At 56.0% G+C, this 14,421-nt stretch carries 12 protein-coding genes; 5 read left to right on the top strand and 7 right to left on the bottom strand.

What is annotated here, in order from left to right; translation table 11 throughout:
* Positions 1-26: 26 nt before the first annotated feature.
* From B2310_RS12305 to B2310_RS12285, 5 genes are read right to left on the bottom strand one after another with little or no spacing between them, the layout of a single operon-like run.
* Positions 27-1,370, bottom strand: a complete 1,344-nt coding sequence (locus B2310_RS12305) for a hypothetical protein (RefSeq protein WP_290732069.1) — start codon at positions 1,368-1,370, stop codon at positions 27-29.
* A gap of 54 nt (positions 1,371-1,424) precedes the next feature.
* Positions 1,425-3,170: an AAA family ATPase gene (locus tag B2310_RS12300; protein ID WP_173382598.1), complete on the bottom strand. Its 1,746-nt coding sequence runs from the start codon at positions 3,168-3,170 to the stop codon at positions 1,425-1,427.
* A gap of 39 nt (positions 3,171-3,209) precedes the next feature.
* Positions 3,210-4,172 (bottom strand): TrmH family RNA methyltransferase, encoded by a 963-nt coding sequence (locus B2310_RS12295; protein WP_290732066.1) that lies wholly within the window; start codon positions 4,170-4,172, stop codon positions 3,210-3,212.
* A 34-nt stretch (positions 4,173-4,206) separates the two neighbouring features.
* The gene (locus tag B2310_RS12290; protein WP_173364836.1) at positions 4,207-4,797 is read right to left on the bottom strand and encodes a 5-formyltetrahydrofolate cyclo-ligase; all 591 of its coding nucleotides are present in this window, start codon (positions 4,795-4,797) and stop codon (positions 4,207-4,209) included.
* 3 nt (positions 4,798-4,800) lie between these two features.
* Positions 4,801-5,958 (bottom strand): ribonuclease D, encoded by a 1,158-nt coding sequence (locus B2310_RS12285; RefSeq protein ID WP_290732063.1) that lies wholly within the window; start codon positions 5,956-5,958, stop codon positions 4,801-4,803.
* Positions 5,959-6,028: 70 nt separating this feature from the next.
* On the opposite strand from B2310_RS12285, the gene B2310_RS12280 reads away from it, so the two are divergent.
* The 3 genes from B2310_RS12280 to B2310_RS12270 all read left to right on the top strand — a co-directional run bounded on the left by B2310_RS12280 (position 6,029) and on the right by B2310_RS12270 (position 9,229).
* Positions 6,029-7,024 (top strand): tryptophan--tRNA ligase, encoded by a 996-nt coding sequence (locus B2310_RS12280; RefSeq protein ID WP_290732060.1) that lies wholly within the window; start codon positions 6,029-6,031, stop codon positions 7,022-7,024.
* A gap of 75 nt (positions 7,025-7,099) precedes the next feature.
* Positions 7,100-7,915, top strand: a complete 816-nt coding sequence (locus tag B2310_RS12275; RefSeq protein ID WP_290732057.1) for a hypothetical protein — start codon at positions 7,100-7,102, stop codon at positions 7,913-7,915.
* Positions 7,916-7,957: 42 nt separating this feature from the next.
* Entirely contained in the window at positions 7,958-9,229 is a 1,272-nt protein-coding gene (locus tag B2310_RS12270) for an argininosuccinate synthase (protein ID WP_290732054.1), read from the top strand.
* A gap of 57 nt (positions 9,230-9,286) precedes the next feature.
* Here B2310_RS12270 and B2310_RS12265 read toward each other — a convergent pair whose 3' ends face one another.
* Positions 9,287-9,787, bottom strand: coding sequence for a hypothetical protein (locus tag B2310_RS12265; protein ID WP_290732051.1), 501 nt, complete (start codon positions 9,785-9,787; stop codon positions 9,287-9,289).
* A 107-nt stretch (positions 9,788-9,894) separates the two neighbouring features.
* Between B2310_RS12265 and B2310_RS12260 the strand changes: the two genes are divergently transcribed.
* Positions 9,895-10,767, top strand: a complete 873-nt coding sequence (locus tag B2310_RS12260) for a DUF3078 domain-containing protein (protein WP_173382391.1) — start codon at positions 9,895-9,897, stop codon at positions 10,765-10,767.
* Between the two features lie 77 nt (positions 10,768-10,844).
* Here the strand turns inward: B2310_RS12260 and B2310_RS12255 are convergent, their stop codons facing one another.
* Positions 10,845-11,459: a hypothetical protein gene (locus tag B2310_RS12255; RefSeq protein WP_290732048.1), complete on the bottom strand. Its 615-nt coding sequence runs from the start codon at positions 11,457-11,459 to the stop codon at positions 10,845-10,847.
* Between the two features lie 219 nt (positions 11,460-11,678).
* Here B2310_RS12255 and B2310_RS12250 point away from each other — a divergent pair, with 219 nt between their 5' ends.
* Positions 11,679-14,408 carry a fibro-slime domain-containing protein gene (locus tag B2310_RS12250; RefSeq protein ID WP_290732046.1) on the top strand — a complete coding sequence of 910 codons (2,730 nt, stop codon included), beginning with the start codon at positions 11,679-11,681 and terminating at the stop codon, positions 14,406-14,408.
* The last annotated feature ends 13 nt before the right edge of the window (positions 14,409-14,421 follow it).

The raw sequence follows: 14,421 nt of genomic DNA, 5'->3' as shown, positions 1-14,421 counted from the left end.
ATGAAAACGAGTTAACTAACAATAATTTAATCTTTTCTTTGCCTGCGGGGAGAACTTTTTTGGACAAAATGAGGAATATCGCCCCTATTTTGGGGCGTAACGCGTTCGACGGGGCGCTGGACGGGGCGTTTTCCGGCCTTTTTGGCCCCGAAACCGCCCAAAAGGCCTGCCCGGTCGGGGACGAACAGCATCAGGAGCTCGAATCCGGCGGTCCCGGGTTCGAGATCCAGGGGAATTGTCTTGCGCAGCATGTAGCCCTTGTCACGGAACCGCTTGATTTCTTTCGCCGCGTTTTCGAGGTCGGATGTCTGCAGGAGGATTCGTTCGGGGCGGGACGAGGCGATGGCCTGGGCGAGCTCGGCGTTGAAGGTCGTGTCGCTCCCGGTATTCAGGTAGAACGTCCAGCGGCCTTCGTTCTCGTCCTTGGAGAAGAATTTTTCTAGGAAAGCCGGTTCCAGGTGCGCCCTGTGGAATCTCAGGTTGTCTTCGAGGAGGGTGCGCGCGTTGTGCTTTGTAGAAAGCATGGCTGTTTCGCGACAGTCAAGGGCGTCGATGCGTTCGAAATCGTTAGAGAGGCTTGCCGAAACGAAACTGGAACCGCTGAAGAACTCGAAGAACTTGTCCCCGGGGGCGGGGTGGATGGCGTCGCGGATTCTCTGTGGGAATTCCAGCCAGGTATCCTTGATTTTCGGGGCCCAGTCGAGGACGTGCATTGAAAGTCCCGTGCTGGAAAGGGGCATGAAGTCGCTTCCGAAGACGGCCTTCGCCTCGACGCGCATGTTGAGAGGCTTGGTCGGGTCGAATAGGTAATTCGGTGTGCAGCGGAGCTGGTGGCAGCTGATGATTTCGGGATGGAATCTTTCGACGAACTCGAGGAAGGTCTTGCTCGCGTGGGCGGTGGTGCTGCCGTGGAGGTTGGCCTGGATCAGCATGGCGAAACGGCCGTCCCCGGTCGCCCGGAACCAGATTTGACGGAGGGCTCTCTTGAAGGGGCGAAGGTGTTCCTTGTGGAGCTGCTCCAGAATTTTCTGGACACACTCGGGTGCGGGCATGTCCTTCGCGGGAGACTCCAGAGAAATGGATTCGTGCCCGTCCACAAGCTTGTTCAGGATCCTCCAGTCCGAATGGTCGCTTTGCGCATCCTTGGTGAACCAGGCCTGAATCTTGCCGGGGATTTTTTCGTTCTCGGCCCAAGCCGTAAGCTGTTGCTTCTTCTCGTCGAGTGTCAGCGCACGGCGGATAGGCCTTGCCTGTGCTACGGGCTGTTCCTTTGTACGGGACGGCTTGGAAGAACCTGTATGGAACTTGCCTGCTACAAGCTTTTTCGGGGCGCGTCCTGTGGAAAATTTTCTTTCGTTTTTTTCGAACATCGGTTAGGGCTCTTGATACTTTAGAATCTTCGAATTATTCGGAATTGTTGTATGCTACACGAGGAATCGCGGATAGATCCAGGAACATTCGCGTGCGAGCATCTTCGGGAACTCGCGGAACGAACCGTTAATCTGGAACAGGTTGAGGCCGCCTTCGACCGGCGTGAGCGAGATGACGCTGTCGGCGCGGGATTCCAGGTAGGGGTATTCTCCGTTGTTGCAGGCGGTGACCACGGCACATCCGGTAAGGGCGATAATCGTGTCGACCATCTGCATGAGAATCTGGTGCGGAGACCCGGTCAGCCTCATGGATTTCGGATTGTGGAGGACTGCCGATATGGGGTCGATGACGACGACGCGGTAGTCGTGGTTCTCGAGTTTCTTTGCTCCCTGAATGCGCTTCGCGATAAGCTGGGCCGTCTCGATGGGTGAAAGCGCTACGCCGCGGAGGTTGAGGAAGCCGAACTTGGGCGTGTTGGCGCTGAGCCCGCGCTTGTTGCCGAGCATGTGGAGGCGGTTCAGGAATACGGACTTGGTGAGCTCGAAGTTGATAAAGAGCACGTCGTTCGAAGAAGTGGAACTTCCGAACCAGTCTTCTCCGTAACAAATTGAAAGCCCCATGTCCATCAGGGCAAGCGACTTCCCGCTCTTGGGCGGTGCCTGGAAGAGGAAGAATTCGCCTGCGCGCAGCATGTTCTCGATGATGCTCGCATCTTTCTTGGGCGCCTCTTCGCTGTCGCTCGCAAGTTCGATGAGAGGTTTTCCGTCGAGGGAGTACTCGACCCATTCCTGCCATTCCTTGAAGTTTTTCGCCCCCTGTTCGAGACCGATGAGATACTGCTGCTTGCCACCGCGCAGCACGCCCGGCATGCGGGCCATCATGGTGGGGCTCTTGTTCGCGGAATCTACCTTGAAGCCTTGGGAGTCGAGCGTCTTGAAAAGGAACTCGATGCGCTCGTCGTATTCTTCGCGGTCGTTCGCGCCAATCTTGATCCAGGCCTGTACGGAGTTCGCACCCGTGTTCACGAGGGCGGCGCAGGGGAGGTTCAATGCCTTGTAGTAGGCGAGCTGCTTTGCAAGGGACATCTTCGGGTTGTCGACGACGGCGTAGCGGTAGCGCCAGCTTTCGTCGCTTGCGTCGGCCCCGCCCTTGGTCGCGTTCACGCAGATGAGCGCGCCTTCCTGGCTGTCCAGGCTCTTCATGATTTTCTTGATAGTGTCGTCGCGGTCAACGATGTTCGAGACGAGTTCGGAAGTGGCGGTCGGCGTGTCGGAAATCTTGAAGTCGATGGTCTCGTCGTTTTCGAAGGTGACTTCGAGGAGCTTCGCGAGGTCCTTGCGCCAGTCGGCGGCGGGCCAGGGGATGGAAAGAGCCTCGGGGTCGATCTTGAAGTTCTGCAGCAGTTCCATGGACTGCGTGTCGAGGCCGAGCGCAAGCATCTGCTCCATCGAGATCATGCCGGCAGGCATTGGCGATATGATTGTTGCGCGCTGCGGGGCGACTGATGTCGCCGGGGCTTCGCCCGGTGCTGCGGGAGCAGCAGCCGCAGCGGCGGCCTTTTCCTCGCTACGGTCGGTGGAGCGCTTTTCGGTAGAGAATGCCCTGCGGAGGATCTGCTCAACCTCGTCGGGTTCCATGCCGTCGTCACGGGCCTTGCCTCCGAGCTGGAAGCTTGCGTCCATGAAGGTCCAGCCTTCTTCCTTGGCGGCTTCGCCAACCTTGAAGAGTTCGCTTTTCAGTTCGGCGGGACTGTATTTTGTCTTGAGGAACTGGTTGATGACTTTTCTTGCGCTTTCCATACGGACCTCTCTTCCGTTTTTATTCCAAGATAAATTTGTTTAGGCCTTGATGCGGAGTCTCGCACATTCGTAGAGTCCGAGGGAGAGAGCTACGGATGCGTTGTAGGAGTGGGCTTCGGGCATCATCGGGATGCGGAGGACGGCGTCGCATTTCTTCTTGATGAAAGGCGGAAGTCCGACGTCTTCACCGCCTACGGCGATGACCGCCTGGTCCTTGAATTCGAACCCGGCGAGGTTTGTTTCGGTGTCGGCGTCGAGACCGAGAATCTGATAGCCGGCCATTTTCAGTTCTTCGATGGCGCCTTCCAGGTTGTCGGGGCGGCAGACGCGCATTTTGTCGAGTGCTCCCGCCGATGCCCTCGCGACACTCGGGGTGATTCCGCACATGCCTTTTGCCGGAATCATGAAAAGGTCGACTCCCAGGGCGAGGCAGCTACGGATGCAGGCGCCGAGGTTTCGCGGGTCTTCGATGTTGGTCGCGACGGCGATGAGTTTCTTTTCGCCCTTGTCTACCGCATTGAAAAATTCCTCGCGGACATCCATCCAGTTCAGCAGTTCCTTTTCGTTCATGAGCGCGACGACGCCCTGGTTCGGCCTTGCGTAGCTGTCGAGAATTTTCGAGTCTACCTGCTGCACGTGGACGTGAGCGCGTTTTGCGGCCTTCTGGAGTTCGTAGAGCTTGGGGTTCCCGGACTGGTGCATGAAGAGGATGCGGTGAATGCGCAAGGGCTCCTTGGCGAGAAGCTCGGAGACTTCCCTGATCCCGCCGACGGCGACCTGCGGCTGCGATTCGGCGTCCCCCATGGCGGTGACGATGTTTTCGGGACGGGGCCTGCGGTCGAAGTCACGGCTCCTGAAATCATTGCCTTTGAAATCGCGGCTGCTGAAACTGCGGCTTTCAAAATCGCGGTTGCCGAACTTGCGGTTGTCAAAGCGGCGTCCGAAACCGGGTTTGCGGTCGCTGCTGGGACCGCGACGATTGTCGTCATTGTCAAATTGCATTCTGTTGCTCCGTTGAAAAACTATTGAGTATTGTCTAGTACCTTGGCTTGCAGGCGATGACGGTATCCATCTTGATGTCGGTCGCCTTTTGTTCCAGCGGTTCCTTGGAAATTTGTGCCGGGGTCGCGATTCCCGCCTTGTAGGCGCCCGGGTATTTTGCGAGGAAACGGTCGTAGTAGCCCTTGCCGTGGCCGATGCGGCTGCCGTCCCAGTTGAACTTTACTCCCGGTACGAGGAAGACGCGGATTTCGCCTTCGAACTTTTCGAGACCTTCCCGCGGTTCCATGATGCCGAAGTGCCCGGGAACGAGATCCTTTTTCAGGTTCGCGACCTTGTAGAAATTCATGATGCCCTCGCCTTCGCAGCGCGGGAGCAGGAGCCTGCCTTCGCGTGCGAGTTCCTCGATAATGGGCAAGAGGTTGGGCTCTCCCTTGAGCGGGTAGAACGCGGCAATGTGGTGCGAGTCCCTGTAGCCCGGAATCTCGTGAATCTGCACCCAGGGTTCCTTGATGACGTCGTCGCCGTTCTTTTCGCGCCGTTTCTTGAGGACGAGGTCGACGATGGGGCTACTGCCGAATACGAGCATCACGAGGATGGCGAGTGCGATTGCCGGTAGAAGGGACATGGCCTAATCCTCGCCTATGCGTTTTGCTGTCGGGAGTTTCTTCCGGAGAATCCCGTTCCAAAGGTCCTTTTGCCACGACATGAGGTGGGCTTCGCTATACCTTTCTTCCCAGGCCATGTTGCCGGGCGCGGCAAGCCAGATGAGCTGCCCTTTGTTTGCCAGGAGCGAGGGGTCGAGGTGTAGGCTTTCGGCTTCCTCGTCGCGCCATATCTTGAGGGCGGCTAAGAGTTCCGAGTGGGGGATTACTGGCGGAGGCGGAGCCTTGGGCTTGCGTTCGGGCCATTCGCTTTCGGGGGTGGAAACGGCCTGTTGCAGCATTTCCTTGAAGGAATCGAGACGCTCGTCCCTGAAGTTTCGCGGAAGCTTTGGAAGCTGTTCTACCTTCACGTTCGGGAAATGCGCTTGGGCCGCGCGCACTATGGCGAGCATGAGTTCGGCGGGCATCACCTTGTAGGGTGGGCGGTCCATGGCTTCGGCCTGCTTTTCGCGCCATTCCCAAAGAAACTTGAGAATGTTGAGCTCGCAGGGTGGAAAAATGTTGGAACCGGAAATGCGCCAGGGGTCGTTCGTCTTTTCTCCCGGGTTCTTCGCGTGCTCGATGAGAACGCGTCCCTGTTCCATGAGCCAGCCGTAGCGCCCTGCGGCGATGAGCTTTTCGGAAAGGATGGCGCACAGTTCGTGCAGGTAGAAGGTGTCGTGGATGGCGTATTCGCACATTTCGAGCGGGAGTGGGCGAATGGTCCAGTCGGCGCGCTGGTTTTCCTTTTTGAGTTCGTCACCGAAAAATTTCCGGACGAGGTCTGCAAGCCCCAGGTGTTCTTCGCCCAGGAACTTGGCCGCAAGCATGGTATCGAAAATGCTTTTGGGTGAAAACTTGTAGGTCTGCCACAGGAGCCGCAGGTCGTAGTCGGCCCCGTGGAAGATGACCGTTTGCATGGCCCGAGTCGAAAAAATCGGTGAAATGTCGACGGCACAGAGCGGGTCGACGATATAGTGGTGTTCGCCAATCGTAATCTGGATGAGGCAGAGCCTTGCAAGATAATGGTGCATGGAATCGGCCTCGGTATCCACGGCCGCCATATCGTAGAGTTCGAGGTCCGCGATAAGGTTCGCGAGGCCTTCTTCGCTGTCGACCAGGATGTATTTTTCGTTCTGCATCATTTTCTTTAAATTTAAATAAATAACGCTTGCCGTTTTAGACCGCCCCGTAAATCTTGCTATATTTGCGCCCATGAAAAAGATATCCCTTACGGGCATCAAGCCCACCGGCACACCTCACCTGGGTAACTATCTCGGTGCAATCCGCCCCGCTCTTGAACTTTCGAAGACCTACGATACGGTCTACTTCATTGCAGACTACCACGCTCTCACTACCGTGCAGAACGGCGCCGAGATGCGCGCGAACATCTACAAGATTGCGGCGACCTGGCTTGCGCTTGGCCTGAACCCCGAAGAAGGCCTGTTCTACAAGCAGAGCGACATTCCCGAAATCTTCGAGCTCAGCTGGGCGCTCAGCTGCTTTACGCCGAAGGGATTCATGAACCGCGCCCACGCCTACAAAGCGAAGGTCGAGGCGAACAACGCCGCCGGTGAAGATCCGGATGCAAACGTGAACATGGGCCTCTATTGCTACCCGTGCCTCATGGACGCCGACATTTTGATGTTCAGCGCAGACATCGTGCCCGTGGGCAAGGACCAGAAGCAGCACGTGGAATTCGCACGCGATATTGCCATCAAGTTCAACAAGCATTTTGGGCAGGACGTGTTCACCATCCCGGAACCCGTGTTCCAGGAAACGACCGGCATTATCCCGGGTCTCGACGGCCGCAAGATGAGCAAGTCTTACGACAACGTCATTGACATCTTCCTCGAGAGCAAGGCCCTCAAGAAGAAGATTGGCAAGATTGTCACGAACTCCCAGGGCATCGAGGAACCGAAGGATCCGGATACCTGCAACGTGTTTAAGTTGTACAAACTCTTCGCTACTCCGGAACAGACCGAGGCGCTCGCCGCCCGCTACCGCGCCGGCGGCATGGGCTGGGGACACGCGAAGCAGGAGCTGCAGAACGTTCTTGAAGAACACCTGGGCGCCGCCCGCGAAAAGTACTTCTACCTGCTTAACCACACCGAAGAAATAGACAAGATTCTCGCGTACGGCAAGGAGAAGGCCCGCGTGAAGTCGAAGGCGATGATGGAGAAGGTGCGTTCCCTGTTGGGCACATACTAATCAAGATAAACAAGATTGCCAGAATCCCATTTGACCCGGTTGCATCGGCAACTGGGTTTTTATAGATTATGGGTAATGCGAGTCCTTGTCTTGACATTCCTTCTGGCCTTTGCGTCCCTGGCCGCTGAACCTGCGGTGAAGGACTCGTCGGCTATAGAACCCTCTGCCGCGGATTCTACGGAACGAACTGCCAAGAAGAGTGTCCCGCTCCCGCGTCAGTCTGCCTATACGGGTTATGGACTTTTGGTGGGGCTTGCGGCAGGAATCTTCAATCCGACCAAGGAATGCGATTGCCTCGGCGTTTGGCAGGGCCAGTTTGAATACTTCTATAGCGACTGGATTAGTGCGGGGGGGGACGTGCGGTTTTTCGGGGGAGACCTTGATACGGACGTGATGCTTCGCTACCAGAGGTACCGGGTCAATACGCGGTTCCATTTCCCGCAGGGCTTTTGGGATTGGTTCGTAGGCCCGATTGTGGAACTGGAAAATACGGACCTTGAGGATATCCGCGAAGAATGGCACCAGCGAGACGATGAATGGTGGCTTCCGATACCGGGGGGGACGAAAAACGAAAAACAGGAAATAGAGGACTGCGAAAAGATGTTCTCGTTGGATGGATTCTCTATTGGAGTCGAAGCCGGGGCGGGAGTCGCGTTCCTTACGTATTTTGGAGCGACGGGAAGCATCCTTTACGAATACAATTTTGGCGGGGCCCAGCTCCTGACGCTAGCTCCGGGCGTGGCGTTCGACATGCAGGAGGTTTGGTCGTGGGCGAAGAAGCGGCTGTCGACGATGTGGGTCTCGTTCGAAATGGGTTTCCAGCGCTTCTTCAACAGGTCCGTGGATTCGTGGGCGATGTCTGCCTACCTGGGTGCCGTAATCGGCTTTTAATTCTATATTTGGTTCGTCTAAAATTTTCTCAAAGGAAATACAATGGCTAAGAAAGAATCCAAGAAAAAGGTTGTCCTCGCTTATAGCGGTGGACTCGATACCAGCATCATCATCCCCTGGCTCAAGGAAAACTACGATTGCGAAGTGATCGCTTTCGCTGCCGACCTCGGTCAGAACGACTTCCCCGACGCCAAGGCCCTCGAAGACAAGGCCCTCAAGACCGGCGCTAGCAAGTGCTACGTTCTCGACCTCAAGAAGGAATTCCTTGAAGACTACGTTTGGCCGACCGTTCGCGCCGGTGCAAAGTACGAAGGCACGTACCTCCTGGGTACTTCTTTCGCCCGTCCGCTCATCGCCAAGTACCAGGTGAAGATTGCCGAGAAGGAAGGCGCTTACGCTGTTGCTCACGGCGCTACCGGTAAGGGTAACGACCAGGTCCGTTTCGAACTGACCTACGCCGCTCTCAACCCGAAGCTCCAGATCATCGCTCCGTGGAAGGACCCGAAGTGGACGTTCCACAGCCGCGAAGACGCTATCGACTACGCTGCCGCACACAAGATTCCGCTGAACGGCATCAGCAAGAAGAAGATTTACTCCGAAGACGGCAACCTGTGGCACCTCTCTCACGAAGGTGGCGTTCTGGAATTCCCGGAACAGGAACACAAGTACGAATTCCTCAAGCACACCGCCACGTACGAAAAGGCCCCGAACAAGGCCGACCACGTGACGATTACCTTCGATAAGGGTAATCCGGTGGCTATCGACGGCAAGAAGATGGGCGCTGTCGAACTCCTCGAATACCTGAACAAGATTGGCGGCAAGAACGCTTGCGGTCTCTTGGACATCGTCGAAAACCGCCTCGTTGGCCTCAAGAGCCGCGGCGTGTACGAAACTCCGGGTGGCACGCTCCTGTACAAGGCTCACGAATGCCTTGAACAGCTCGTGCTCGACAAGGAAACTTTGTTCGAAGCCCAGAAGATGTCCATGACGTACGCGAACCTCGTGTACAATGGCCAGTGGTTCACTCCGCTCCGCCAGGCTATGGACGCCTTCTTCACCGAAGTGAACAAGGTTGTTACCGGTGACGTGACCCTCAAGCTCTACAAGGGCAACATCATCCCGGCCGGCATCAAGAGCCCCTACAGCCTCTACGATATGGGCCTCGGTGGATTCACCGACGTCGACATGTACGACCAGAAGGACGCGACGGGCTTCATCCGCTGCTTCGGCCTTCCGCTCAAGACGCGCGCCCTGTTGCTCGGCAACAAGACGAACGTGGACTTCGGCAAGGAAGTCAAGCTCCCGAAGAAGTAATTCGGCAGCCCTGTCCGCATGAAAAATCCCTCGGTTCAAAACCGGGGGATTTTTGCATTAGAATTCTGCCAGGTACCCGGCCCGCCAGAGGATTGCGGGCTCGTCGTGCTTCATGAAGTAGTAGATGGGGTAGGCGATCTGGGTGAAGAACCCGAAGAGGTGGATCCGTATTTCGGCGGAAACGTCCAGGGATTCCTTGTAGTTGTAGGGGTAGAGGTACATGGCCCCGTTCGCCTTGTTCAATGCCTGGTGCATCTTGTTGGGGGCTTCTGCGAATTCGTAGCCGCCACCGACGCCCAGGTCTACTCTAAACGGGAGTTCGCGGAAGAAAGTCCAGTCGAACCCGCCGCGGAATCCGCACCAGAAGTCGTTTTCGCCCTTGTGGATGCCGAGCCCTTCTAGGTGCAGGGTCAGCGCCTTGTAGCCGATTCCCGCTTCTATCATGACCGGGGTTGGCTGCCCTGCCGATACGCCGGCTTCGAACCTCCAGGGAGAGGCGTTTTGGGCATGTGCGAGCATGCTCAGGAGCAGGATCAGTGTCGCGGCTACGCGGGTCATGTGTGCAATAATAGAAAACGCCTGCCCATTTTGCCGAAAAAAGTGCTATCTTTAAAACGAACATCCGGCCCTGTGGGTTACGCCCGGGCCAAAACGAGGAAAACAACATGAAAATAAAATCGCTTCTTTTGGCATGCGCTACCGCTTGCACATTTGCTGCTCCCGCCATGGCGGAAGGCGGCATGTTCGAGGGCTCGCTTCCCGAGAACTGGACTGCCGATGTGGTCGCCGCTGTCAAGTGGAACTACTACAACTTCTCCAACTGGCAGCAGGATGGAACTTCCAACTACACCTGGCTTGTGTCCTTCGATGCCGACGTGACGGGCAAGTGGAAGGTGGCCAACTGGCGCAACCTCGTGAACCTCGCCGTGGGCAAGACCTGGACAGATGGCCTTGGTCAGCGCAAGTCCGCTGACAAGATCTTCTGGGAATCCATGGTCGACTTCAACATCACCGAGAAGTTCAAGCTTTACGCGGGTAACCGCTTCGAGACCCAGTTCCTCGCCGGCTATACTTACAGCACGGACGACGAGGGCAACGAAGTGAAGAAGGCCGTATCTAGCTTCATGGATCCTGCATATGAAACGCAGGTCGCCGGTGTGGCCTTCATCCCGAACGACATGTTCAGCCAGCGTCTCGGTTTTGCTAACCGCATGACGATTTCCAACGGCTATGGCTTTGCCGATGACAAGGATACGGAAAAGTTCGAAAAGTTCAAGGATGAACCGGGCCTTGAATCCATCACGGAATTCAAGTATGCGTTCTCCAACATTGCTAGCTTCAAGAGCCGTCTGTGGGCTTTCGTGAACTTCAAGGGCATTGACGAAATCGACGGCAAGTGGGAAAACCTCCTCGCCGTGACGCTCGTTCCTTACGTGGAACTCCAGGTCGGCTACGATATGGCCTACGACAAGGACTTGGACCGCGACGCCCAGTACAAGACGATGGTACTCTTCGGCCTCACCTGGCGCTGGTTCTAATCGACTCGCGAACGGAAAAATTTTATCCCCGGCCTAGCCGGGGAATTTTTTTTGTACAAACTAATTTTTTTTAACTGCTAGGTGCGGGTGAGCAAATCGTTCATCCAGGCATCGCGGTGCTTGCGCAGCGCTTCGAGCGACTTGTCGTCGGCGCCGCTTTCGTCTCGGAGCGCGATGAGTTTCTTGTAGCCGTCGATAAGGGAAGTTGCCTTGGCATAGCGTGGTTCGAGCTTCGAAAGTTCGTCAAGGATGGCATCGTCGGAATAGAGGCGCGAGATGCCTTCGAGCGTGTGGTCGACGAACGAGTCCTCGTTTCCTTCGGCAAAAGCCTTCTCGGCTTCGGTGAACTCCAGGGGGCGGATCCTGTCGACCCAGGCGGTTTCTTCGGCGTATAGCTCGTTGTCTTCGGCGATTGCGTTCTTTTTGCGCAACAGCTGCAACTGGCGCTCCATGTAGGGACGGTAGCTTTCGGTGTCCGTCTCGATTCCCTGTTCCTTGAGGAAGGTGTCGAGGTTTGCGAGGGTGGTGCGCGTGGGGTTGTTGAGCAGGCATTCCTTGAGCACGGCGAGCTTGTCTTTGGGGAGCATGTTCTTGAAGGAATCCGATTCCAGGCTGTTGGCCTTGATGCGCAGGTAGAGGACCCTTAGCAGGATGAGCGCGATGGCGATGGCGAAAATAATGGACCAGTTCATGTCCCAAATATAGAACTGGGTCACACAAATTTGACGAAAAGGGAAGTTTGGACCCCGACTGGAGGTCCAAACTTCATGTTTTTTGTCACGCAAAACCGTAAAACAGCTTTTTTGCGGTGCTTTTTGAAAAAAAAAGAGAATAAATCGTCGATTTTGGTTTATATTTAGTATGTATATATACGAATAGAACCTATGTTGAGTAGGTGGAGATTGGATTATATGAAGACAAAATTGGTAGCAGGACTCTCCGTCGCTTTTGTCGGATTGTTTGGATTAACTCCGGTTCACGCCGATGTCGCTGGCGCGGCGAACTTGGATATCATCGTTCGCGATTTCCCCGTGAATCATCCGGACTTCGAGAACTTTTCCGAAGAATACATCAGCACGGGTGACGGAAACTACTGTGGTGGCCAATGCGGCAACAAGATTTTGGCCAAGAACTATCCCGGTTACGACCAGGCGTGGTATGGGCTCGCTCCTTATCACAATTCCTGCGGTAACGGTCGTTCTAAGGCCGGTGCCTGGATTGGACAGGATGGCAAGCCTAATGTTTTGAACCCGTATTTGCCGACATACCTGCAGGGGGTTACGACGGCCCAGGAACTCAAGTACGGCGAATGTAACGACAAGACGGCCAGGGGATGGACCCGTCGCGGTTACGAAGCGTACCAGGCGGGCGCAATCAGCGGTGCAAAGTGCAACGGGAACTTCTGGGCTAATACGGTGTATTATACTCCCGGCATGGTCCAGTCCTACCTGCAGTTTATCCCCGATCCCGCTACGGGAGAACTCGACATGCTTGACGGCGTGAAAATCCTGGGAACCGGGGCTCCGTTGTGCGACAACCAGTTCTTCGACCAGTGGTATGCCGACGGAAACGGCTGGAGCAAGCGTAGCAACACGGTTCTGGTCCTCCCGTCTGTATCTACGGGTGTCTATTCCATTGACTATAACTACAGTAACGGCGGATACTTCCCGCTCGATATCGTCGATACGAACACGCAGATGCGTATTGATATGGCGACCAAGGCGAACGGCGGCTGCTCGACGGACCAGTGTGACCAGTGGGGTCCGCAGACGCTCTCCATCTTCTGCCCGCCGTATGATTACCAGTATGCGGGTGACCAGACGGACATGATGGGCTCGAAGACCAATGCCCTCTGCAATTCCTGGCTTGCTAACGGTGGCCCCCGTACTCCGACGGCCGCCCAGGCTGCCGCTACCGGTGCGGGCACGCTCGGCCAGCAGCACCTCCGCAACTATGGCTTTACCATGATGGGTTACGCCAAGTTCAAGTATCATTCCAAGAACCAGTCCCCGAACCACGAAATCTTCGAGTTCACGGGTGACGACGATATGTGGATTTTCGTGGACGGCGTGCTTGCCGTGGACCTTGGCGGTACACACCTTGCCGCTCCGGGCCGTGTCGATATCGAGACGCTTGCTGCGAATGGTCATGGCTGCGTGACGGACCCTGCCCTTGCCGTTCTGGGGGCACCTCCTCTTGCGAACAAGACGGGAACGGGTGAAAACTGCCAGCCGAAGGGCGATGGCTCTGTCCATTGGGCAGACAATACCTGGCATCACCTGCACTTCTTCTATGCGGACCGCCAGTCCGACGGTTCCAACATGTACATGAAGACTTCCCTTGCTGAACTTGCTCCGACCAAGTATGGTCAGCCGACAGTCAAGGATGCCGCTGTTACCGTGACCGACGGTGTGGCGACGACAAGCCTTATTTTGAATACGCCGCTTTCTGACGAGACGATTGCCATGATGATTGCAGGCGGCAACTCGGAACAGATTCCGACCCTCGTCGTGGCGCACTGCACCAACTACGATGCTGCCGCCGGTGCCTGTGCCGCTTATGATACGCTTGGCATGTATGTGACCAGCGTGGAATTTGTCATGGACAAGGGTGCCGAAGGTGTTGTCTACGATATCAAGGGCAAAGTGAAGGACAAGAATAACGTAGAAAAGTCCCTTCAGGGTGGCGATATGATTGCGTTCAACTATCCGAACAATGATCCTCTGAGCGAAGCGCATAACGCTTGGAGCGAAAAGATGTTCGTGGTAAACGAATTGGGTCAGCTGGTTCCGGTCTACATCACTTCTTCGGCGGGCAAGACGGTTGAAAGCTTCCCGACGGAATGGGCTTCGACGAAGTTGATTGTGAACCCGACTACGGTTATCGACATGAAGGATACGACGCTTGTCCGTCCGGAATTCTATGTGGATGAGTTGACGGCTTTGGCCGAAGCGTCCGATGACGGAATGCTTAAGAATAACGCCACTGCCGAGTTGCTGATTACTCCGCTTCCGACAGACTTTATTGATGGCGGAGACCAGAACGGTTGGCTCAAGGACAACTGGGACGCCATTACGGGAGCTCCGGTTGGTGCTGATGGCCATGCCGGTGCTGCTGTGACATGGCCGAACGCCAAGATCAAAAACAACAACGGTGTGCAGGGCGATAACGGGACTCCGGTGATGGGCCGCTGCTATGCGGATGCGAACGGCACCGAAAGCTGCTCCAGCATCTCGTTCCGTACGTCGCAGCCTTTCCAGGTGAACGTGCGCGTGTTTGACCACCTTGGCCACTTCATCAGCCAGTACACCGAAAGCGTGAAGGATCCCAACGTGTTCCGCCAGATGGTGACGGACCCGGTTGTGAATGCTGGTCTGCAGGGTCAATACTGCTTCCCGGACAAGGGCGAACCGGTCCAGACGAGCGGTGTTGCCGAAATGATGGTGACCATCAAGATGTATCCGATTTCTCAGCAGGGCCGCAAGCTCGGCACGGGTCCCTACATCTACCAGGTGTCCATCATTAAGGAACATTACAAGTACTGCGCCTACATGGGCAATGGTGCCACGCAGTTCGTGGATGCCCCGTACCAGCGCGCCTCCTACACGACGACTCGCGGCTACCTCCGCCGTGGAAACTAGTTCGGAAGGACAA

The organism is Fibrobacter sp. UBA3629 (genome assembly GCF_002374005.1).
Classification (GTDB): domain Bacteria; phylum Fibrobacterota; class Fibrobacteria; order Fibrobacterales; family Fibrobacteraceae; genus Fibrobacter.
The sequence above is the reverse complement of the archived record's forward strand: the minus strand, read 5'-3'. Positions and strand labels throughout refer to the sequence as shown.